At 70.9% G+C, this 20,538-nt stretch carries 17 protein-coding genes, 1 other RNA gene and 2 pseudogenes; 8 read left to right on the top strand and 12 right to left on the bottom strand.

Annotated features, from left to right (window positions below; genetic code table 11):
* The first annotated feature begins 6 nt into the window (after window positions 1-6).
* The gene (locus ACFP2V_RS31745) at window positions 7-546 is read left to right on the top strand and encodes a manganese efflux pump MntP (protein WP_381218729.1); all 540 of its coding nucleotides are present in this window, start codon (window positions 7-9) and stop codon (window positions 544-546) included.
* Between the two features lie 175 nt (window positions 547-721).
* Here the strand turns inward: ACFP2V_RS31745 and pqqE are convergent, their stop codons facing one another.
* From pqqE to ACFP2V_RS31795, 10 genes and pseudogenes are all read right to left on the bottom strand, one after another.
* Window positions 722-1,837: a pyrroloquinoline quinone biosynthesis protein PqqE gene (gene pqqE, locus ACFP2V_RS31750; protein ID WP_381218730.1), complete on the bottom strand. Its 1,116-nt coding sequence runs from the start codon at window positions 1,835-1,837 to the stop codon at window positions 722-724.
* Window positions 1,830-2,159: a pyrroloquinoline quinone biosynthesis peptide chaperone PqqD gene (gene pqqD, locus ACFP2V_RS31755; protein ID WP_381218731.1), complete on the bottom strand. Its 330-nt coding sequence runs from the start codon at window positions 2,157-2,159 to the stop codon at window positions 1,830-1,832. The genes pqqE and pqqD overlap by 8 nt, the downstream gene beginning before the upstream one ends.
* Window positions 2,160-2,164: 5 nt before the next feature.
* Complete coding sequence (gene pqqC / locus ACFP2V_RS31760; protein WP_381218732.1) at window positions 2,165-2,863, bottom strand: pyrroloquinoline-quinone synthase PqqC; 699 nt, start codon at window positions 2,861-2,863, stop codon at window positions 2,165-2,167.
* Between the two features lie 4 nt (window positions 2,864-2,867).
* Window positions 2,868-3,755, bottom strand: coding sequence for a pyrroloquinoline quinone biosynthesis protein PqqB (gene pqqB, locus ACFP2V_RS31765; RefSeq protein WP_381218733.1), 888 nt, complete (start codon window positions 3,753-3,755; stop codon window positions 2,868-2,870).
* A 105-nt stretch (window positions 3,756-3,860) separates the two neighbouring features.
* A complete protein-coding gene (pqqA, locus tag ACFP2V_RS31770) occupies window positions 3,861-3,959 on the bottom strand; it encodes a pyrroloquinoline quinone precursor peptide PqqA (protein ID WP_109382866.1) in 99 nt (32 codons plus the stop codon).
* Window positions 3,960-4,006: 47 nt separating this feature from the next.
* A complete protein-coding gene (locus tag ACFP2V_RS31775) occupies window positions 4,007-5,707 on the bottom strand; it encodes a PQQ-dependent dehydrogenase, methanol/ethanol family (protein WP_381218734.1) in 1,701 nt (566 codons plus the stop codon).
* Between the two features lie 13 nt (window positions 5,708-5,720).
* Window positions 5,721-6,182: an MSMEG_3727 family PQQ-associated protein gene (locus ACFP2V_RS31780; protein WP_381218735.1), complete on the bottom strand. Its 462-nt coding sequence runs from the start codon at window positions 6,180-6,182 to the stop codon at window positions 5,721-5,723.
* A gap of 421 nt (window positions 6,183-6,603) precedes the next feature.
* Window positions 6,604-8,787 (bottom strand): catalase/peroxidase HPI, encoded by a 2,184-nt coding sequence (katG, locus tag ACFP2V_RS31785; protein WP_381218762.1) that lies wholly within the window; start codon window positions 8,785-8,787, stop codon window positions 6,604-6,606.
* 135 nt (window positions 8,788-8,922) lie between these two features.
* Window positions 8,923-10,317 (bottom strand): DNA-binding protein, encoded by a 1,395-nt coding sequence (locus ACFP2V_RS31790; RefSeq protein ID WP_381218736.1) that lies wholly within the window; start codon window positions 10,315-10,317, stop codon window positions 8,923-8,925.
* A 316-nt stretch (window positions 10,318-10,633) separates the two neighbouring features.
* Window positions 10,634-10,891: pseudogene (locus ACFP2V_RS31795) on the bottom strand (MerR family transcriptional regulator); the annotation flags it as partial.
* Window positions 10,892-10,990: 99 nt separating this feature from the next.
* Between ACFP2V_RS31795 and ACFP2V_RS31800 the strand changes: the two are divergent.
* From ACFP2V_RS31800 to rnpB, 5 genes and pseudogenes are all read left to right on the top strand, one after another.
* Window positions 10,991-11,560, top strand: a complete 570-nt coding sequence (locus tag ACFP2V_RS31800; RefSeq protein WP_381218737.1) for a Uma2 family endonuclease — start codon at window positions 10,991-10,993, stop codon at window positions 11,558-11,560.
* A 331-nt stretch (window positions 11,561-11,891) separates the two neighbouring features.
* Entirely contained in the window at window positions 11,892-12,800 is a 909-nt protein-coding gene (locus tag ACFP2V_RS31805; RefSeq protein WP_381218738.1) for a DUF3800 domain-containing protein, read from the top strand.
* Between the two features lie 88 nt (window positions 12,801-12,888).
* Window positions 12,889-13,719 carry an AraC family transcriptional regulator gene (locus tag ACFP2V_RS31810; protein ID WP_381218739.1) on the top strand — a complete coding sequence of 277 codons (831 nt, stop codon included), beginning with the start codon at window positions 12,889-12,891 and terminating at the stop codon, window positions 13,717-13,719.
* A gap of 19 nt (window positions 13,720-13,738) precedes the next feature.
* Window positions 13,739-14,518, top strand: a pseudogene (locus ACFP2V_RS31815) (DMT family transporter); the annotation flags it as partial.
* Window positions 14,519-14,633: 115 nt separating this feature from the next.
* Window positions 14,634-15,035: RNase P RNA component class A (rnpB, locus tag ACFP2V_RS31820), an RNA gene on the top strand.
* A gap of 228 nt (window positions 15,036-15,263) precedes the next feature.
* Here the strand turns inward: rnpB and ACFP2V_RS31825 are convergent.
* A complete protein-coding gene (locus ACFP2V_RS31825; RefSeq protein ID WP_381218740.1) occupies window positions 15,264-16,106 on the bottom strand; it encodes a hypothetical protein in 843 nt (280 codons plus the stop codon).
* Window positions 16,107-16,333: 227 nt separating this feature from the next.
* Window positions 16,334-17,482: a M50 family metallopeptidase gene (locus tag ACFP2V_RS31830; protein ID WP_381218741.1), complete on the bottom strand. Its 1,149-nt coding sequence runs from the start codon at window positions 17,480-17,482 to the stop codon at window positions 16,334-16,336.
* A gap of 215 nt (window positions 17,483-17,697) precedes the next feature.
* Between ACFP2V_RS31830 and ACFP2V_RS31835 the strand changes: the two genes are divergently transcribed.
* Window positions 17,698-17,994 carry a putative antibiotic biosynthesis monooxygenase gene (locus ACFP2V_RS31835; RefSeq protein WP_381218742.1) on the top strand — a complete coding sequence of 99 codons (297 nt, stop codon included), beginning with the start codon at window positions 17,698-17,700 and terminating at the stop codon, window positions 17,992-17,994.
* 1,308 nt (window positions 17,995-19,302) lie between these two features.
* Window positions 19,303-20,445: a serine/threonine-protein kinase gene (locus ACFP2V_RS31840; protein WP_417801244.1), complete on the top strand. Its 1,143-nt coding sequence runs from the start codon at window positions 19,303-19,305 to the stop codon at window positions 20,443-20,445.
* Window positions 20,446-20,538: the final 93 nt, after the last annotated feature.

Below are 20,538 nucleotides of genomic sequence, written 5' to 3' on the forward strand. Positions count from 1 at the left end.
GTCGCCATGATCTGGGAAATTCTGGTTCTGGGTTTCGTGCTCAGTCTGGACAATTTCCGGGTGTCGATCGCGCTCGGCACCGTCCCCTTCGGTCTGAAGCGCGCGGTGCAGGTCGCGCTGACCTTCGGGTTGTGGGACGCGATCATGCCCCTGATCGGGCTGTTGATCGGTCGCCAGATCGGTGAGTTCGTCGGAGGCGTCGCCGATCTGGTGGGTGCGGCCGCGCTCGGCGGGTACGGTCTCTACCTGGTCATCTCGGCCCTTCGGAACCCCGAGCCGGACGAGTTGGACCAGCCGTGGGCGCTGTTCGGCATCCCGTTGACGCTGAGCCTGGACAACCTGGTCGCCGGAGCGAGCCTGGGGGTCCTCGGGCTCTCGCCGTGGTTCTCGGCCGCCGTCTTCGGCGTCATGACGGCGGTGATGTCGCTGATCGGGCTGCGGCTCGGGCGGGCCGCGGCGCGCTTCATCCGGATCCGCTCGGACCTGCTGAGTGGGGTCACCTTGATCATCGCCGCTGTGGCACTGCCGTTCGTGTTCGGCGGCTAGCTGTACCGACCCGTGGGGTCGGGGACGCGGCCGGCGGGTGGTTGGCCCTTGAGCGCGGTGTGTCCGCGGTGGTGATCGTAGGTGTCGCAGTCCACACCGAACCCAGAAGGCGCTCACCCGTTCAAGATCCCCAAGCTGTGGAATCCGTCACCGACCTCCGTGGACGGAACACCCCCTAGTCCGCTCCACCCGGGTGGTGGGCCGGTCGGCGAACCCGGTGCGGGCGGGGGATCAGCGGAAGATCGTCGGCCCGCGAGTCGGCGTTGGCGGCCTCGACCGCCCGGGCGACCAGGTCGTGGTCGGGCGACAGGTGGCAGACCGGGTCGGTGCGGGCGGCGTCGCCGGTGAGCAGGAACGCCTGGCAGCGGCACCCGCCGAAGTCCAGCTCCCGCCGGGGACAGCTCCGGCAGGGTTCCGGCATCCAGTCCGTCCCCCGGAACGCGGTCATCACCGGGGAATCGGCCCAGATCCGCTCCAGCGAGTCCTCCCGCACGCTGGCCCGCGGCAACGGCAGGGACTGGGCGGCGGGGCAGGGCAGGACGTCGCCGTTCGGCGTCACGGTCAGCTGCCGGGAGGCCCAGCCGCCCATGCAGGGCTTCGGGTAGCGGCTGTAGTAGTCGGGGAGGACGTAGATGATGTCCATGCGGTCCCGCAACCGCTCGCGGGCGGCCCGCACGACGACCTCGGCCGCCTCGAGCTGGGCCCGGCTCGGCAGCAGCGCGTCACGGTTTCGCCAGGCCCAGCCGTAGTACTGGGTGTTGGCCAGCTCCACCCGGTCGGCGCCCACCTCCTCGGCCAGCCCGAGCACGTCGGCGACGCGGTCGATGTTGAGCCGGTGCAGCACCACGTTCACGGTGAGCGGCCAGCCCAGCTCCTTGACCACGCCCATCGCCTCGATCTTGCGTTGGAAGGACGGGGTCCCGGCGATCCGGTCGGACACGGCCGGCTCGTCGGACTGGATGCTGATCTGCACGTGGTCCAGGCCGGCGGCCCGCAACTGCTCGGCCCTCGGACGCGAGAGCCCGAGGGCGCTGGTGATGAGGTTGGTGTAGAGGCCCAGGTCGTGGGCGTCCGCCACGATCTCCACCAGGTCGCGCCGCAGCAGCGGTTCCCCGCCGGACAGGTGGCACTGCAGAACCCCCAGCTCGCCGGCCTCGACCAGCACCCGCCGCCACTCGTCGGTGGCCAGCTCGTCCTGGTAGCCGGCCAGGTTCAGCGGGTTGGAGCAGTACGGGCAGGCCAGCGGGCAGCGGTAGGTGAGCTCGGCGAGCAACCCGAACGGGCTATCCATCGGAGAACTCCAGCCAGCGCCGGGCGACGAGCCGGGTCAGGAACTGCCGCACCTCGTCGTCGGGGACGGTCCGGTAGCGCGCGCCCAGCTCGGCCACGATCTCGGCCACGGTGTGCCGCCCGTCGCACAGCTCGAGGATGTCCGCGCCGCTGCCGTTCAGAACCACCACCGTCTCGGGGAGCTGCAGGATCTGACGCTGCCTGGTCCGGCAGAAGGTCAGTCGGACATGGCGCGCCAACCGGAGCCGGTCCGAGCCGGACACCCCGACGCCGGGTCGGGCCCCGGTTCCGGTCTGGGTCGTTCCGGTATGGGTCGGGTCCATGCTGGTCACTCCGGGTAGGCCTGGTCGACGGCGTCCATCAGGCTCCACAGGACGTCGCACTTGAACGACAGCGCGTCGACGGCGCGCGCCTGGGACTCGGCGGAGAGGCAGTGCGCGGTGACCACCTCGAGGGCGTGCTCGCAGTCGCGGGGGGCCTGTTCCAGGCGGGCGCGGAAGTAGGCGAGGCCCTCAGGGTCGATCCACGGGTACCACCGCTCGAACGCGGCCAGCCGCGCCGCCATCAGGTCGGGCGCGAACAGCTCGGTGAGCGAGGACGCCACCGCCTCCACCCACGGGCGGGTCCGGGCGAAGTTCACGTAGGCGTCGACGGCGAACCGCACCCCGGGTACCAGGTGCCGGTGGTCTTGGACCTCCTCGCGGGTCAGCCCGGCGGCCTCGCCGAGGCGCAGCCACGCCTCGATGCCGCCCTCGCCGGCGGCGGTGCCGTCGTGGTCGACGATCCGTCGGGTCCAGCGGCGGCGGACCTCGAGGTCGGGGCAGTTGGAAAGGATCGCGGCGTCCTTGCGGGGGATGTTCTCCTGGTAGTAGAAGCGGTTGGCCACCCAGCCCCGGATCTGCCGGCGGCTCAGCCGGCCGGCGTTCATCCGGACGTGGAACGGGTGCTGGTCGTGGTACCGGCGCGAGTGGGCCCGCAACGTCTCGACGAAGCCGTCGGCACCGGTTCTCGTGGTTGTCGTCGTCACGGCTCTACACCTGGACCTCGAGGCCGTCCATGGCCACTTCCATGCCGCTCTCCTCCACGGTACGCCGCTCGGGCGCGTCCTCCAGGAGGACCGGGTTGGTGTTGTTCATGTGCACGAAGACCGTCCGCCCCACGCCCAGCGACGGGAGCTGTGCCAGGCTGCCGTCCGGGCCGTCGATGGGCAGGTGGCCCATCTCCCGGGACGTCCTGCCGGCCAGGCCGAGCCGTACGAGCTCGTCGTCGCGCCAGCAGGTCCCGTCGATCAGCAGGCATGCGCAGCCCTTGATCTCCACGCGCAGCGCCGGCGTCAGCGATTGCACCCCCGGCAGGTACACCAGCGTCCCCCCGCTGCGCTCGTCGGTCAGCCGGTAGCCCACGACGCGGCCGTGGTCCACCCCGGCTCCGAACCGATCGCGCTTGAGGGTGGGTACGTCGAACGCCCGGCAGGACAGCCCGTCCGCCAGGGCGAGGTCGGTGCCGGGGATCACGGCCCGCCACTCGACCGGACAGTAGCGCTCGAGCGTGCGCAGAAGCCCCGAGCCGGCACACAGGGTCTCGCGCACCGCCGGCGTGGCGTACAGCCGCAGGGCGCGGGCCTCGCGCAACAGAAGCAGGCCCAGCGTGTGGTCCAGCTCGGCGTCGGTGAGCAGCACCGCCTCCAGCGGCGTCGTCCGGTCGGCGTGCGGGTGCAGGCCGGGGAAGGCCTCGATCTGGGTGAGGACGTCGGGCGAGGCGTTGATGAGGAACCACCGGCGGCGGTCGGCGCTGACCGCGACCGACGACTGGGTGCGCGCGAGGCCGGCCCCGGAGCGGACCGCGGCGCACACCGGGCACCCGCAGTTCCACTGCGGGGAGCCGCCCCCCGCCGCCGAGCCCAGTACCCGCAGCAACACGTCGGCACTCCGTTCATCGAAGATCCGGGTCCGTCGTCGGCCCGGCCGTCCGTGGCCGTCCCGAGTCCTCGGGCGGCGCCGGACCGGGTCCGGCGCCGCCCCTCGTCACTCGTCCTCCAACCGAGCCACGTACATGGTCACCTCGGCCGCGACTCCGATCTCGTCGAACTCGGGCGTCTCCCACACAGCGAGCTGGGACTCCATGGATTCACCTCCTCACTGTCCGCATTGCGGCAGGCTCCGGTCACGCGCTACGACGATTCCGGGAGGGCGAAGACGAGCAGGGCGCTTCCGTGCCCCGCGCCGAGCATGCCGGGGAGGAACCCCTCGGCCCATCCGCCCCAACCGACCGGTACGGCGATGTACTGCCTGCCGTCGACCATGTAGGTGGTCGGGTTGCTGTGGTGGCCGCTTCCGCACTGGAACTGCCACAGCAGCTCCCCGGTGCGGGCGTCGAGCGCGTTGAACTCCCCGGAGGGTTCACCGGCGAACACCAGGTCACCGCCGGTGGCCAGCACCGAGGCGCACATCGGGAGTTCGTTGCGCCAGCGCCACTTCTCCTCGCCGTCCGCGTCGAACGCGCTGATGGACCCCGCCATGTCGTCGATGTCCACCTGGACGCCCGCGCCCCAGTACGGAATGCTCTCCTTGAACTCCCGGCGCCGCCGGGTGGCCGTGGCGCCGGTGTCCTGGACCGGGACGTAGAAGAGCCCGGTCTTCGGGCTGTAGGCCGCATGGGTCCATTCCTTGGCGCCGGCCGGACCCGGGTAGAAGTGGACCGGGTCTCCCTCCTTGTCCGGGTACACCTTGGCCGTCACCTGGCCGTCCCTCGTGATCGCCCCCCATGTGATGCGGTCCACGAAGGGGGTGATCCGGACCCTCTCGCCGTTCGTGCGATCAAGGACGAAGAAGTAGCCGTTCTTGTCGAAGTGCCCGAGCAGTTTGCGCCCGTTCTGCTCGAACAGGATGCACTCGGCGATGCTGTCGTAGTCCCACAGGTCGTGCGGGGTGCACTGGTAGTGCCAGCGGATCTGGCCGCTGTCCACGTCGACGGCGATGACGCTGTCGGTGAAGAGGTTGTCGCCCTCGCGGACGGCTCCGTCGAAGTCGGGCGCCGGGTTGCCGGTGCCGACGTACAGCAGGTTCGTCTCCGGGTCGAAGGTGCCGGTGACCCAGCAGTTCGCCCCGCCCCGTGCCCAGGCCTCGCCGTCGGCGGGCCAGGTCTCCGAGCCGGGCTCCCCGGGCTTCGGCACCGTGTAGCAGCGCCACTGGTGCTCGCCGGTCTCGAGGTCGAACGCGTCGAGGTGGCCGCGTACGCCGAACTCGCCGCCGGAACTCCCGACGATGACCATGTTCTTCACGACCAGCGGGGCGACCGTGGCGCTCTCCGCGGCCCGGACGTCTCCGTAGGTCCTGTCCCAGACCCGCTTGCCGGTGGTGGCGTCGAGCGCGAGCAGACGAGCATTCGCCGTGACGAAGAAGACCTTCCCCTGAGCCACGGCGACCCCACGGTTCACGTTCCCGCAGCACAAGGACACGTCGAAGGGGACCGCGTGCTTGTACCGCCAGATCTCCACACCCGTCTTCGCGTCAAGGGCCCAGACCCAGCCGTCCCAGCCGGAGAGGAACATGACCCCGTCGACGACGATCGGGGCGGCCTCGAACGAGTAGGTCGACGCGCCCGCGATCAGGCCGGTCGTGCCGGCCTGGAAGACCCATGCGGGGCCGATGCGCTTGACGTTCTCCGTGTTGATCTGGTCCAGCGGGCTGTACCGCTGCCCGTCGTAGGTGCCGTAGTAGGTGAGCCAGTTCTGGGGTTCCTCGCGGGCATTGAGGAGGCGCTCGTAGTCGACGCCGGCCACTACCGGCGGCGCGACCTCCCCGCCCGCGACCTTGCCGCTCAGGTTTCCCTGGTCGACAGCCTCACCCGCGTCCACGTATGCGACAGTCATTGCCTCCTCCTTTCTAAGGCTGCGGCTGTTCGGGGCGGTCGAGGCGAGCCTCCGGCGGAGCGTCCCCCATGACGACGATGGCCCCGGTCAGCCCCCGGCCCTCGTCGTTGCCCGTGGGCGAGCCGAACCAGTAGTAGCCCGGCCCGTCGAGGTTGAGGGTCGCCCGCCCTCGCGAATGGTTCACCAACCAGATGAACTTCCGGTCGCCATTGCTCGGCAGGAGCGCGCAGTGCGTGTTCAGGTCGTCATTGACGAGCTCGAGCTCGATATCGCCTCCATGGGGCATGACCAGAATAGAGGGATCCCAGATCAGCTCATCCGGGTTGATGCGAATGGTGGCCTGCATGCGGCCATCCGGTCCCTCAGTGGCCTGCCCGATGCTTCCGGTTCCCAGCACTTGACCCAGTGTTGCTTTGTTCTGTGCGGCCAACCCGATCTTGTCCAGCAGGCCGGCTCGCTCCTGCGCGGTCGTCATCGGGGCTTCACTCTCCTCGTCTCGAATCTCTGTGTCCACTTCGCATCGGCCGCGCTGACGGCGACACGCCGCGGCCGGTTGCACACCTCCGCCCGGAAAATTGTTCTCCGAATTGACCTTCACATTTCTTTCTTGTGTCGCCCAATATCCGGCTGTAATCGGTAGCCAAGGAGCGCGCTATCCCGGATGAATCGCACCGGAAAGGGTGGGAAATTAGTATTCAAGAAGTACGCTACGCCGGACGAATCAAGCCGACAAGGGTGAGCACCGATTCGGGCCGGCTCATGCCGTTCGTCCGCGACCGGCTACCGTTCGTACCGGATGTGCCACCGTTGGAAGGAGCCGGGCCGCACTGCACCGCGTCGCGCCGGGGCCGGCGGCAGCTCCGATCGATCGTCGCCGATCAACACCGGCTGACCGGTCACGACGTCCCTCCCGACGTCCGGGCTCCGACGGAGGATCGAGCGAGGTCGTACCGATCGAGGTTCATGACCTTGTCCCACGCGGCGACGAAGTCCCGCACGAACTTCTCCCGTGCGTCGTCGCTCGCGTAGACCTCCGCGACGGCACGCAGTTCGGAGTTCGAGCCGAAGACGAGGTCGACGCGGCTACCGGTCCACTTGACCTCGCCGGTGGCGCGGTCGCGCCCCTCGAAGGTTTCCGCGGCCGCGGATGTCGGCTTCCATTCCGTGCCCGTGTCGAGCAGATTGACGAAGAAGTCGTTGGTCAGTGACCCGGGCGCCGAGGTGAAGACGCCCAGCGGCGCCTGCTGGTAGTTGGCGCCCAGCACCCGCAGGCCCCCCACGAGGACGGTCATCTCGGGCGCGCTCAGGTTCAGCAGGTTCGCGCGGTCGACCAGCAGGTGCTCCGGCGGCAGCCGGTTGCCCGAGCCGCGGTAGTTGCGGAACCCGTCCGCGGTCGGCTCGAGCGGGGCGAAGGACTCCGCATCGGTCCACTCCTGCGTGGCGTCCGTGCGTCCCGGAGTGAAGGGGACCCGGACGTCGTGGCCTGCGGTCCTGGCGGCCTGCTCGACGGCGGCGGCTCCGCCGAGCACGATGAGGTCGGCCAGCGAGATCTTCCTGTCCCCGGTCCGGGAGCTGTTGAAGGACTCCTGGATCCTCTCCAGGGTGCGCAGCACCTGTGCCAGCGTGTCGGGGTCGTTGACCTCCCAGCTCCGCTGCGGCTCGAGGCGGATGCGCGCGCCGTTCGCCCCGCCACGCTTGTCGCTGACGCGGAACGTCGAGGCCGACGCCCACGCGGTCGAGACGAGCTGGGAGACCGACAGCCCGGAGGCGAGGATCCGGCTCTTGAGCGCGGCGATGTCCGCCGCCCCGACGAGCTCGTGGTCCACGGCGGGGACCGGGTCCTGCCAGCGCAGCGTCTCCCGGGGGACCAGCGGTCCGAGGTAGCGCTGGATCGGGCCCATGTCGAGGTGTGTCAGCTTGAACCAGGCCCGGGCGAACGCATCCGCGAGCTGGTCCGGGTTCTCCAGGAAGCGCCGCGAGATCGGCTCGTAGACCGGGTCCGACCGCAGCGCGAGGTCCGTCGTCAGAATCGTCGGGGCGTGTGTCGTCGATGGGTCGTGGGCGTCCGGCACGGTACCGGCCCCGCCGCCGTCTCTCGGGATCCACTGCCACAGCCCGGCGGGGCTCAGCTCCAGGTCCCACTCGTAGCCGAACAGCGTCTCGAAGAAACTGTTGTCCCATCTCGTCGGGGTGGGTGTCCACGTCCCCTCGAGCCCGCTGGAGATGGCGTCCGTGCCCTTTCCGGTGCCGTAGCTGCTCTTCCAGCCCAGGCCCTGTTCCTCGAGGGGGGCGCCCTCGGGTTCGGGGCCGAGGTGGGCGTCCGGGTCGGCCGCGCCGTGGGTCTTGCCGAACGTGTGGCCGCCCGCGATCAGCGCGACGGTCTCCTCGTCGTTCATCCCCATGCGCCGGTGCGTCTCGCGGATGTCCCGGGCCGCGGTGAGCGGGTCCGGGACGGTGTTCGGTCCCTCCGGGTTGACGTAGACGAGGCCCATCTGGGCGGCGGCCAGAGGCTTCTCCAGCTTCCGTACACCGCCGTGGCGTTCGTCGCCGAGCCAGGCGCGCTCGGGACCCCAGTACACGTCCTCGTCGGGCTCCCAGACGTCCGCCCGGCCGCCGGCGAAGCCGAAGGTCGTGAAGCCCATCGTCTCCAGGGCGCGGTTGCCCGCGAAGACCATCAGGTCGGCCCAGGAAACCTTGCGGCCGTACTTCTTCTTCACCGGCCAGAGCAGCCGGCGCGCCTTGTCGAGGTTGCGATTGTCCGGCCAGCTGTTCAGCGGCGCGAAACGCTGCATGCCGGCGCCCGCGCCACCGCGGCCGTCGTCGATGCGGTACGTCCCGGCGCAGTGCCACACCATCCGGATCACGAGCGGCCCGTAGTGGCCGAAGTCGGCCGGCCACCACTCCTGCGACGTCGTCAGCACCTCGTCGACGTCCCGCGCCAAGGCGTCGAGGTCGAGTGTCCGGAACTCCGCGGCGTAGTCGAAGTCCCCGCCCATGGGGTCGGCCATGGCGGGGTGTTTCCGGAGGATCCTCAGATCGAGCTGGTTCGGCCACCAGTCGCGGTTGCTCGCGCCCCCGATCGGGTGACCGGGGTGCCCGGCCGAGACGGAGAGGCCGAGGCCGCCCGCGCTCCCCTCGTTCGTCTCGCCGACAACGGCGTCCGGACTGTCAGCCACGGGAACTTCCTTTCGGGAACAGCGGTTGTGCCGGGAAACTCAGAGGTCCAGCGCGCGACGCACGGCCGACGCGTTTCGCCGGGAAACCGGCACCATCTCGTTCGTCCGGTCATCCATGACCAGAGACAGCTCTCCCTTGGGTCCGCGCTCGATCTCCCGGATGCGGCTGAGGTTGACCACATACCGGCGGTGCACCCGCAGGAAGCCGACATCCGCCAGCTCACCGTCGAGCTTGTCCAGGGTCGGAGAAGCGGCTCGCAATCGCCCCTGATCGGTGGAGAGCCACACATCGTTTCCCTGTGATTCGGCGAAGAGGACTTCCGGCAGCCGCAGCAGCACCATCCGGTTGCCGCGCGTCGCGACCAGTCGGCGCGGCTGTACCCGAGGGTGCGCGGACCCCTCCGCCCGGGGCAACCGCGCCCCGTCGGAGGCACCGAACGAGACCAGGTTCCCGATCAGGTGTCCGGACGAGAAGACGGGTCGGATGCTGATCGATGTCGGCTCGTCGGCGAGGGGGGCGAAGATCTGCGTCGAGCCGACCCAGTCAGGATTGTGGGCTGCCTGCCTGGTGGCACACCGGGCGGCTGCGATCAGTTCCGGCAGCCCGGCGTTCCATCGCAGCGTGGGGTCGACCGCCGGGGTCGATGCCGGGACGCCCAGGATCATGCTTGCCATGTCGTCGGCTATCACCACCTTGCCCGCGGTGTCCACCGCGGCGAGCGCCGCACCGGAGCGTGTCCTGGCCCGGGTGTAGGCCGCGACCAACTCGGCGCCGCTGTCCCGGGCGCGCCTCTTCAGCGGGTGCTGGGTCATGGTGACCGCGTTCGCCAGCCAGCTTTCCGCGGACGCGGGAAGCCGGCTGCGCCAGCAGCAGATGTTCAGGACCGCGATCGGTTCCCTGGTCACCACGTCACGCACCGCGATGCCCGCGCAGGCCCAGTCGTGGAACGCCTGGCACCAGTGCTCCGCACCTCTGATCGGTACCGGGCCGTGTGCCTCGAGCGCCGTGCCCATGCCGTTCGTGCCGACCGCACACTCGGACCAGCAGAACCAGGGCGCCAGATGGGAGTCGTCGGCTCTGGCGAGCGTGGCTTGGTCACCCCACTCGGCCAGGATCCGGCCAGTGGCATCGGCGACGGTGACGACGCCGCCGAGGTTGCCCACCTCGTGTGCCACGGAGGCGGCACGAAAACCCAGCTCGGCGAATACGACATCGTGCTCGGGCGTACGATCGGGCGCCGCGACGGCCACCGGAGCCTCTGTGAGGTGAGGATCGACCCGGTATTGCTCTCGGCAGCGATGCCAGGACATCGCCACCAGGGGCCGGACACCCGGGACCTGATCCTCGCCCTGCACGAACCGTTCCCACGCCGCGAGCACGGTGCCGCTGCCCAGGTTCGCCGAGGTGGGCTCGAGCCGATGTGCATCCCTCATGGTTCAGAACCGCCCTTGGTCCGTCCCCAATGCCCGACGGCGTGCACGGTCCGCGCCGGTCGCCGTTCGTCGCGGCCGGGCTACAACGGACCGGGCACTGCGTCGCGCGTCTTCCTTCTTCGTCACTCGTTCCAGGCCGTGTCACAGACCTGCGCTCCCGCCTTCCCCACCCTAGGTACCGTTGTCGGGCTGCGCACGTCCCGCTCGGGGCCGCGTGTGCGAAATGCCGCTTCCTGGCCGGCCTCGGACAGCGCACCCGCGGGCCGCGGGCAAGGTGGGCGGCTCACAGCAGTCGGTCCACCCGGTGGATCGGTACCCGGAGCAGCGCCGGCCCGAGCCCCGGCTCGGTCAGCCGCCTGATCCGCGCCGGCACGACGGCGTGCCGCAGGGTGTCGTCCCGGTACCCGTAGCGTGTGTCCCGGTACCCGTTGGCCCGCCGCTCCGGCTCCGGCAGCAGCCCCGGATGGTGGTAGTGCCGCACCGCCCGGGCGGTGACCCCGACGGCCGCGGCGAGTTCTCCGATCCGCGTGCCCCCGGTGGAGACGTCGACGTCGCGGCAGGGTCGAGCGCACACGGACGAGCGAACCCGGCCCGTTCCGCACTCGGCCGCACCCATGCGTCCCCCAGCCTGACGAACGACGGGGGGCGCAGCAACGCGAAGGAGAGCGGCGGCATGACGGCATACGACCCGATCTCGGAGGAAATCCTGCTGGACTGGTTCGTCGCGTTCGACCCTCCGGAGGGCTTCCGCGCGGAACTCGTCGAGGGGGAACTCGTCCTCACCCCACCGCCGGACGGGGAGCACGAGGAGTACCTCTGGCTGATCGTGAAGCAGGTGATGAAAGCCTCGCGGACCGATATGCAGCTCTCCGGGAACAAGGGCCTGAAGCTGAAGAGGGGCGGCGCGGGCCCGGAGGACCACGTGATCCCGGACAGTACCTTCGCTCCCACGGCCCTGAGGCTCTACCGCGGCGCCGCCCCCTGGATGCCCTGCGAGGGCGTCGCCATGGTTGTGGAGGTGACGTTCCTCAGGCCCCGACTGGACCGCGAGACGAAGCGCCGCTGCTACGCCCGAGGCGGCATCCCCCTCTACCTCCTGGTCGACCGCGAGGCCGCCTCGATCACCCTGTTCAGCACCCCGGGACGGGACGACTACCACGAGCAGTGCACCCGCCCCCTGGGCAAGCCGCTGCCCCTCCCCGACCCGTTCACCTTCGACCTGGACACCGCCGATTTCCTCTGATCCCTGTATCCGCGAGGACCCAGAGAACCCGAGCCCGGCGTACGGCCCTGCTCGTCCGCCGCCCGGTTCGCCGACCCGCGACAACACCCTCGATCTCCGTGCTGAAGTGCACGTGCACCAAGGTGGGCCGGGTGCACCGCCAAGCGCTCCACCCATGCTTGGAGGGCGGCCACCAGGCGGCACAGCGACAACACTCCGTAGTTGCGCGTGTGCGGGGAGGCGTCGTAGGCTGGGGTCAGCATCAAAACAAGGCTGCGCCCAGCGCAGCAACCCCTATGGCCGCCCTTCAGGATTCCGGGGCGGCCATAGTTGTTTCCGGCGGGGGGAAAGCTTGTACCTGTGCTATGTCGACGAGTCCGGCGACGGCCAGACGGTCGACCCCTCCACGCCGGAAGCACCGCCGGTCATGGTCATCGGTGGCATCGTCGTCGAAGAGTCCGAACTGCGCGCTCTCACCTGGGACTTCATCAACCTGAAGAAGCAGTTCCGCCCCACGCTGCGGACTGCCGTCAAGCTGAGCGAGGTCATCCGTACCGAGATCAAAGGCTCGAACGTCCGAGCCCACCTCCGCAATGGCAACCGCAACCAGGTCCGCATGGCGCACGGTCTGATCGACAAGCTGCTGACCATGCTGGAACGTCACGACTGCCGGGTGCTGGCCAAGATCTGCGTCAAGCAGGACGGCGTCGCCAACGCGGAGGACGCGATGTACGGCGCGTCGGTCGCCTCCCTCTGCGCCCACTTCGAACACTTCCTCGCCGGGCGCGAGGACCGAGGTGTGGTGATCCTCGACAGCCGTACGAAGAGCAAGAACGTCGACAACGTCCACTGCGTCACGACCCGGAAGCTCCGGGCGGGCGGCGACCTGATGCCGCACCTCGCCGAGTCGCCGGTGTTCGGCCACAGCGACTCCCACATCGGCCTGCAGATCGCCGACCTGCTGGTCTCCGCCGTACTCTTCCCAGCGGCCTGCGCCACCTACGCGGAGGACCTGACGTGGAACACCCACTGCCATCCCGCCTACGCGGCCATAAGGGATCGACACTGCCCTCGTGTGGGTGAACTGCAGCATCGGTACCGGACGGCAACGGGCAAGTGGACGGGTGGGGTCGTGGTGTCGGACCGACGACGCGGGCGGTCGGCGGCGGAGCTGTTCCGGGTGGCCGAGCGGGCGCCCGTGTCGACGGCTCTCATTCCCGCCCAGCAGCATCCCGCCGCCCCTGCCGTGACCGAGTCGTGAAAGCGGGATCCGGTCCGTCGGCGGGGATTCGTCCTGGACACCACCGACTTCCTCTGATCCCCTGATCACCTCGAGTCGGGGGTACGGGGTGAACGCACGGGAACAGGCCAGTTGGACCAGGGCGCGGCTCGGGCGCTGCGGGCCGCCGGTCGACCTGCTCACCGCGTGCTTCGACCGGCACGAGTACGCCCCGCACGCCCACGACGAGTTCACGGTCGGGGTCACCGTCGGCGGCCTGGAGGCCATCGCGTACCGCGGTGGGCGCATCGTCTCCGGCCCCGGCTCCATCGTCGTCCTCGAACCCGGCGAGATGCACACCGGAGGCCCCGCCGCCCCCGAGGGCTACGCCTACCGGGCCCTGTACGCCGCTCCCGCCCTGCTCACCGACGGCACTTACGGCACCGGCCTCCCGCACTTCCGCGAGCCGGTCCTCGAGGACCCCGAACTGGCCGGCGCCCTGCGCCGCGCGCACACCGACGTCAGTGCCTGCCCCGACCCCCTGGAAGCGGAGTCAAGGCTGCCCTGGCTGCTCACCGCCCTCGCGCACCGCCACTCCACCGCCCGCGTGCACGCCTGCGCGGTCCCCGGTGCCGGGCACATCGCCCTGGCCGTCCGCGACCGTCTCGCCGACGAACTGCTCGCCCCGCCCTCCCTCGCGGCCCTCGCCACCGACCTCGGCCTGTCCCGGTACCAACTGCTGCGCGCGTTCCGTACGACGATGGGGATACCGCCGTACGCCTGGCTCGCCCAGCACCGGGTCGCCAGGGCCCGCGGCCTGCTGGAGGCCGGGCTGCGCCCCGCCGAGGTGGCCGGGCTCGTGGGCTTCGCCGACCAGGCCCACCTGACCCGCTGGTTCCGCCGCGTCCTCGGGGTGACCCCGGCGGCGTACCGCAACAGCGTTCAAGACACCGGGCGCTGACCTGGCTGAGACTCGCCGCATGACTGCACGCGGCTGGTTCCTGTTCTCCCTGATGGGAGTGGTCTGGGGCATCCCCTATCTGATGATCAAAGTGGCGGTGGAAGAGGTGTCCCCGTCCGGGGTCGTCTTCACCCGCTGCGCCCTCGGCGCACTGCTCCTGCTGCCCTTCGCCCTACGGCAAGGAGGCCTCACCGGGACCGTCCGCGCCCACTGGCGCCCCCTGCTCGCCTTCGCGCTCATCGAGATCATCGGCCCCTGGTACACCCTGACCTCCGCGGAACGCCACCTCTCCAGCTCCACCGCCGGCCTGCTGATCGCGGGCGTCCCCATCGTCGGCGTGACGCTCGCCCGGTTCTTCGGCGACACCGAACGCCTCGGCGCCCGCCGCCTCGCCGGCCTGGGGCTCGGCCTGGCCGGCGTGGGCGTCCTCACCGTCCCGCACCTGACCGGCGGCAACGCCCGTTCGCTCGCCGAGGTGCTGGTGACGGTCCTGGGCTACGCCATCGCCCCGCTGATCGCCGCCCGCCACCTGAAGCAGGTCCCGTCCCTCCAGCTCACCGCGGTCTGCCTGACCCTGGCGGCGCTGGTCTACGCCCCGGCCGCGGTGCTCACACGGCCGGCCGAGCTGCCCTCGGCCGGGGCCCTGACCGCCCTCGCGGGCCTGGGAGCCGTCTGCACGGCGATCGCGTTCGTCGCCTTCCTGGAGCTGATCAGGGAGGCGGGTCCGACCCGGGCGACCGTCATCACGTACGTCAACCCGGCGGTCGCGGTGACGGCCGGGGTGCTCCTCCTCGGCGAGTCCCTGACCGCGACGGTCCTGGCCGCGTTCGCCCTGATCCTCACCGGCTCGGTCCTGGCGACCGCGGCGGCGCCGAAGCCCCGCCCACGCCCGGTACCATGGTCGACACGGCAGACGAGCCGGGCGGGCGGCCGCGTGGAGTCCCTTGCGGGGCTTCCCGAGGAACGTCCGGGCTCCACAGGGCAGGGTGATGGCTAACGGCCACCCGGGGTGACCCGCGGGACAGTGCCACAGAAAACAGACCGCCCGGCGCTTCGGCGCCGGGTAAGGGTGAAACGGTGGTGTAAGAGACCACCAGCGCCTGAGGCGACTCAGGCGGCTAGGTAAACCCCACCCGGAGCAAGGTCAAAAGGAAACACCCCGGTGTTTCTGCGCGGACGTTCGAGGGCTGCCCGCCCGAGTCCGCGGGTAGACCGCACGAGGCCGGCGGCAACGCCGGTCCTAGATGGATGGCCGTCTCCCCGGCCGCCGCGAGGCGACCGGGCGACAGAACCCGGCGTACAGCCCGACTCGTCTGCCGCCACCCGTGATTCTGCGCATCTCGACGACCGCCTCCTTGGCGTGGGCGAACGTAAGGGTGGCGGCGCCGCTCATCTCGTCGTGACACCGCTGATGCTTGCGGACCTCGACCACCACGGACGAACTCACGGCATTGGTCCGCACTCGGGGGACGAACGGCCCGGCCCCCTCGCTTCGCAGGTGCCCGGATGCGCCGACGGCTCGCGTAGTGCTTCCCGCTCGGCGGTCAGGGTGTGTCGGGTCGGGACTCGTAGTGCAGGGTGTGGAAACGACCGGCTTCCTCGCGCCCTGCGGGGTCGCCGCCCAGCGCCCGTACCGCCGCGATCGCGTACTGCCGTTCCCGCTCGTCGGTGAAGAGGCGCTGCGGATAGCTGCGGGAGACATCGACGGTGGTGCTCAGACCGTGTGCGGCCAAGGCCCGGACGATCGGTTGGTACGACACCGTCCGCAGCACGAACGCGCTGGCCCACACCGGTCTCCGGGCGCCGTCCAGCAGCGCCGTGAACGTTCGGGCGGTGACGTAGCTGCCGCCGCCGGTCAGCGTGATGAGGCCGACCTCGGCGAGCGCGCGGTTCAGCCCGGGGCCGGGCGAGCCCTGCTCGAGGTCGTCGGTGAAGGCGGTGTCCAGGAGCCCCACCTCGAGCGCGTAGTGCACGGCGGGTGCCGAGACGTCCAGGCCGAAGACCGGCACCGCGTCCGGTCGGCGCCGCTCGGCGTAGAACTCCTTGTCCCGTGCTGCCAGTTCCGCCGTCGACATCGTCAGGCAAGCAGGGGAGGTGTACCGCTCGTACATCTCCGCCAGCGTCACGTCGTGGTTGAGCAGCGCGGCGTTGATCCCGTACGAGCAGCACACGTCCAGCACCGCCGGCCTGCGCGGCCGGCCGTCGTCGAGCGCGGCCCGTTCGGCGGCGACCCGCCGGAAGACCGGCTGGGCGTGGTGCGGGATCTCGTACTGCAGCGGGGCCAGCCGCCTGAAGTACGCGCGCGGATCCGGCCGGTCGTAGATGTCGTCGAACCGTGACTTGCCGCCCCCCGCGCCCTCGGTGCCGCCAGAGCCTGACCGGGCCATGCCGTACTCCTCCTCACGGAACACGTCTGTACTTCCATCATGTCCCGCTTCCGACGGCCCAGGACGTCTGCCGCACACGGGGCTCGCGAGGGCACCCGATCGCTCCGTCCACGGAACCGGACCGGGGGCCGTCGGGAAGATGCGGGCGAGGGAATTTCGGGAGTGGACCGGTTCCAGGGCGCGCCGGAGGGAGCCCTCGCCTGTCGCAGCGGGGACGCCGAACGTTCTCACGGTGGCCCGGGGGACGGCGGGGGCGCCGACGAAAGCCGCGAGTGTCGGCGGAACCGGTCGATGTCGTGCGCGGTGATGATTCCGCTCAGCCGGCCGCCGTCCATCACGAGGACCGGCAGGAGGACCCCGGTGGTGCCGAGTCGCTCCAGGACGGAGTTCAGCATCTCGTCCGGTGCGGCGAGCGTGCATCGGGACAGCGGGGTCGCGACGTCGCGTACCCGCAGCGACGCCCGCTTCTCGGACGGCAGGCCGGCCAGTCGGCGCAGCTGTACGACGCCGCTGGGGTGACCCCCGAAGTCGAGCAGCGGCAGCACCGAGTGCCCCGCCTGCGCGGTCACCTCGGAAAGGAAGCGGTCCACGGTCAGCCAGTCGGGGCCGGTGACCACCGGAGTGGTCATCGCCTGCCCGACCCGTACACCCCGCAGGGCTGTGACCAGCTCGGCCCACCGGCGTTCGGTCGCCGCGGCGCCCGCCACGAACAGGCCGACGACGATCAGCCACAACCCCGCCGGCAGTCCCCGCGCGAACGCCAGCCAGCCCAGGACGGCAAGCGCCATGCCGACGACCTGGCCACCGCGTCCTGCCGCCCGCTGAGCCCGCTCGCGATCCCCCGTGCGCCACCACAGCAGGGCCTGCGTCAGCCGGCCTCCGTCCAGGGGCGCGGCGGGCAGCAGGTTGAAGACGCCCAGCAACAGGTTCGTGCCACCGAGCCAGCCCAGTACGGCGACCGGGATCCGCCAGCCCAGCGTCGCCGCGACCGCGGCAGCCGCGCCGATGCCGACGGCGCCGAGCAGCAGGCTGGCAAGCGGCCCGCTGACGGCGACCAGGAAGGCCGTCCGTGGTGTCGTCGGCTGGTCCATCCGAGTGACCCCGCCCAGCGCCCACAGTGTCATGTCCTGTACGGATATCCCCGCTCTGCGGGCCGTCAGCGCATGCGCGGCCTCGTGCACCACCAGACTCGCCAGCAGCAGCACGGCTCCGGCCACTCCGGCGACCGCGTACACCACCGGAGCCAGGCCGGGCGCGTACCCGGGCAGTGTCCGGGCCGCCAGGCCGTACGCGAGGAGCAGCATGAGCAACGGCACGCTCCAGTGCGCCCGCAGCGCCAGACCCCGGACACTCCCGAGCCGGATCGAACCCTTCATCGCCCTCACCGCCGACGACTCCCGCCCCCGACTGCACCACTCTTCTCATCTTCCATGGTCGGTCGTCGCCCCCGTAACAGGAAATGGTCCGTGCGACCGGGCCTGCGAGCCGGGATCGGCGGCGCCGGCGTCCCAGGCAGGCGGAGGTCGTGCCGCGGACCTACGGTGGTCGAAGAGGGTTCGGTGAGCCGACCGGTGGTGCGGAGGAGGCTGCGATGGAAGAGCACTTCGTCTGGGTGACGACGCGGCGCATTCGGCCGGGCGCCCTGGAGGACTTCGAGAAGGCATGGCGGCCGGAACCCGCCCCGCAGGGGCTTCGCCGCGCCTTCGCCTACTGGTCCGGGGACGGACAGGAGATCACCGGGGTGTCGTTCTGGGACTCCCAGGAGACCTGCGACGCGTGGCGGTCCTCCGAGACGGAGGCGCAACGGCGTGCGGCCATGGCCCCGTACGTCGCCGAGGAACGGGAGGGCTTCTACCGCGGCCGCGAACTCGGCATCCCCCAGCGGTAGCACCGTGCCGAGCCGTTCCGGCGGCATGATGACGTTGTTCGCCGTGGTCATTCACCCCCCAGCGCCGGCGACCACCGAGTCCCCGGCGTCGCAAGGCCGAAGTGTGCCTGTGCCTGTGCCCGTGCCGGCCGGCTGAGGGACACAGCCGCACGCGCAGTGACCGGAGTGGAACCCGGGGTGGCTCGGGCCGATGTCCGTCAGGTGGTGACGGGGATTCCGGATGAGACCCACCGGGTTCACCACCGGCTGTCCGACGGCCGCCGTCGGACGGCCGCCGCGGCGGGTGGCCGTCATCCCGACCCTCGCGGAGCCCGGGTCGCTCCCCGGCCTGGAGCGAGAGGGGAAGGAAGGGAGTGAACATGGCACGGATCCTCGTGCAGGGCGACGACCTCGTGGTGCGCCTGTCGTGGCGGGAGAAGGCTGCCGCGCGCCGCGGAAGTGTGCGCGTGCCGCTGGCGGCTGTGTGCCGGGTGACGGTGGAACCCGCCTGGTGGCGTGCCCTGCGCGGAGTGGCTCTGCACGGCGTCTGGATTCCCGGCGTGCTGTGCGCCGGCACGCGGGGTCACCCCGGTGGACAGGACTTCGTGGCAGTACGGCCCGGCAGGCCCGTGGTGTGCGTCGAACTGCGGCCCACGGCTCCCTTCAGCCTCCTGGCCGTCTCGGTGCGGGACGACGCAGAGGCCATGGCGGAACGGCTGCGGCGTTGCATACCGGACAACGACGCCTCCACCCCTTGGCGGCAGCCCCTTCCGGCCGCCGAGGAGACGGAGAATTCCTGGAGGACGCTGGCCAGGGAGCCCCGCCGGCGACGGAGACGGCCGCGGCCGCCGTCGACGGCGGGGCGTGGCCACGCCCCGAAAACCCTTCAGGTGCGCACCGCGGGCCGCCGACCGGTCCCTGGGCGACGCGGGGTTGCGGCGACAGTCTGTTCGTCGAGTTCGTCGAGGCTGGGAGCGGGAATCGGGATCGAGCCCCGCGGGCCCCGCGGTCCGAACGCGAGGGGCGCACGAGCTGTTGAGCTCGTGCGCCCCTCAACGGCTTCTGGAATACGGCCGCTTCGAGCCTTCGGTCGACCGGTCGAGCCGTCCGTGTTCATTCGGTCACAGTCCGTAGAGTGTGGGGTGCCGGTGTGGCCGGGGAGGACCGTGACGAGAGTGTGGGGATACGAGAGCGCCGATGAAGCCGTTGGACACCAATACGGACCCGCGTGTGGTGGGGCCGTTCGAACTGCTCGCCCGGCTCGGCGCGGGCGGCATGGGCGTCGCCTATCTGGCGCGCGAAATCCCGCTGGACGGTCTCTCCGGCGAGATGGTCGCGGCCTACCGGCTGGTCGAACCCGACCGTGATCGTGGCCGTGACGAGGCGGCCGACCCGTCGCGGCTCGTCGTGGTCAAGATGATCCAGCCGAACCTGCTGGACCAGTCGCAGGCCCGCGAGCGGTTCGCGCGGGAGATCGACGCCGTCCGCGCGGTGGTCAGTGACCGGGTGCCGGCGCTGCGCGCGGCGGATCCGGAAGCCGGAGAGCCGTGGTTCGCCATGGACTACATCGCCGGACCGTCGCTGCAGACCATGGTGAAGGAGTCCGGCCCCCTTCCCGTCGGGCCGTGTGCGGCGCTCGGCCTGGCCCTCGTGGACGCGTTGGCCGCCATTCACGGTACGAGGCTGCTGCACCGCGACCTCAAACCGAGCAACGTCGTGCTCGGCCCGGACGGGCCGGTGGTGCTGGACTTCGGCCTGGCGGCCGTGGCCGAGCGCCAGTCCAGCCAGGCGCTCACCCGGACCGGCGACCGCCTGGGCACGCGCCCCTACATGCCCGTCGAGCAGCTGCGGGACACCAAGCACGTCGAGGCGCCCGCCGACGTGTACGCCCTCGGCGCCACCCTCTTCTTCGCGCTGACGGGCCGGGCACCTTACCCCTACATGCCGTTGATGGTGCCCCCGATGTGGGAAGGCGTCGATCCGGCCTTTCTGCCGCTGCTGGGCCGGGTGATCGTCGCCGAACCGCTCCGGCGTCCGGATCTCGACGGTGTGCGGGAGAGCCTGTCCGCCCTGCTCAGCGATGCGGATCTGACTCCGGAACAGGCGGCGGCGCAGCTCCGGGAGCGGGTCGCCGCCGCCGGCCTGACGCCGGTACTGCCCCCGGAAGCGCTCGTCGGCCGCGCCGACCCCGTCGTACGGGAGCTGGCGCAGAAGGCGGTCGACGAGGGCGAGGCGCCGGACGCGCCCTGGGCGGAGGGCGACCCGGGCTTCTACGGCATCGTGACCGCGGAGGAGATCGAGTGGGCCGGAGGGTGGGCGGACAGCCACGCCGGCCGCCCGCTCACGCTCCTGGACGGCGGCCCGGAGCGGACGCCCACGGCACCGACCATCCTGCTGCCCGCCTCCGAGCACCGGTCGGACGCCGGACCCGCCGGCCACCCCTTCCCACTCCCGCGGTCCGGGAGGCTTTGAAGGTCCCGGTGAACGCGGCAGGGTCGGCGGCGGACACCGCCTCGGGCCCTCTGTCGACCTTCCCGGCCGCATCGACGACACCGGTCCGTACCG

It is taken from the genome of Streptomyces incanus (genome assembly GCF_042656345.1).
Taxonomy (GTDB): Bacteria; Actinomycetota; Actinomycetes; order Streptomycetales; family Streptomycetaceae; genus Streptomyces; species Streptomyces incanus.

Bases quoted from the DNA above. Each gene is read 5' to 3' on its own strand.
- ACFP2V_RS31745 (WP_381218729.1), top strand. From the start codon at position 7: ATGATCTGGGAAATTCTGGTTCTGGGTTTCGTGCTCAGTCTGGACAAT.
- pqqE (WP_381218730.1), bottom strand. From the start codon at position 1,837: ATGGATAGCCCGTTCGGGTTGCTCGCCGAGCTCACCTACCGCTGCCCG.
- pqqD (WP_381218731.1), bottom strand. From the start codon at position 2,159: ATGGACCCGACCCATACCGGAACGACCCAGACCGGAACCGGGGCCCGA.
- pqqA (WP_109382866.1), bottom strand. From the start codon at position 3,959: ATGGAGTCCCAGCTCGCTGTGTGGGAGACGCCCGAGTTCGACGAGATC.
- ACFP2V_RS31775 (WP_381218734.1), bottom strand. From the start codon at position 5,707: ATGACTGTCGCATACGTGGACGCGGGTGAGGCTGTCGACCAGGGAAAC.
- ACFP2V_RS31780 (WP_381218735.1), bottom strand. From the start codon at position 6,182: ATGACGACCGCGCAGGAGCGAGCCGGCCTGCTGGACAAGATCGGGTTG.
- ACFP2V_RS31790 (WP_381218736.1), bottom strand. From the start codon at position 10,317: ATGAGGGATGCACATCGGCTCGAGCCCACCTCGGCGAACCTGGGCAGC.
- ACFP2V_RS31800 (WP_381218737.1), top strand. From the start codon at position 10,991: ATGACGGCATACGACCCGATCTCGGAGGAAATCCTGCTGGACTGGTTC.
- ACFP2V_RS31825 (WP_381218740.1), bottom strand. From the start codon at position 16,106: ATGGCCCGGTCAGGCTCTGGCGGCACCGAGGGCGCGGGGGGCGGCAAG.
- ACFP2V_RS31830 (WP_381218741.1), bottom strand. From the start codon at position 17,482: ATGAAGGGTTCGATCCGGCTCGGGAGTGTCCGGGGTCTGGCGCTGCGG.
- ACFP2V_RS31835 (WP_381218742.1), top strand. From the start codon at position 17,698: ATGGAAGAGCACTTCGTCTGGGTGACGACGCGGCGCATTCGGCCGGGC.
- ACFP2V_RS31840 (WP_417801244.1), top strand. From the start codon at position 19,303: ATGGTCGCGGCCTACCGGCTGGTCGAACCCGACCGTGATCGTGGCCGT.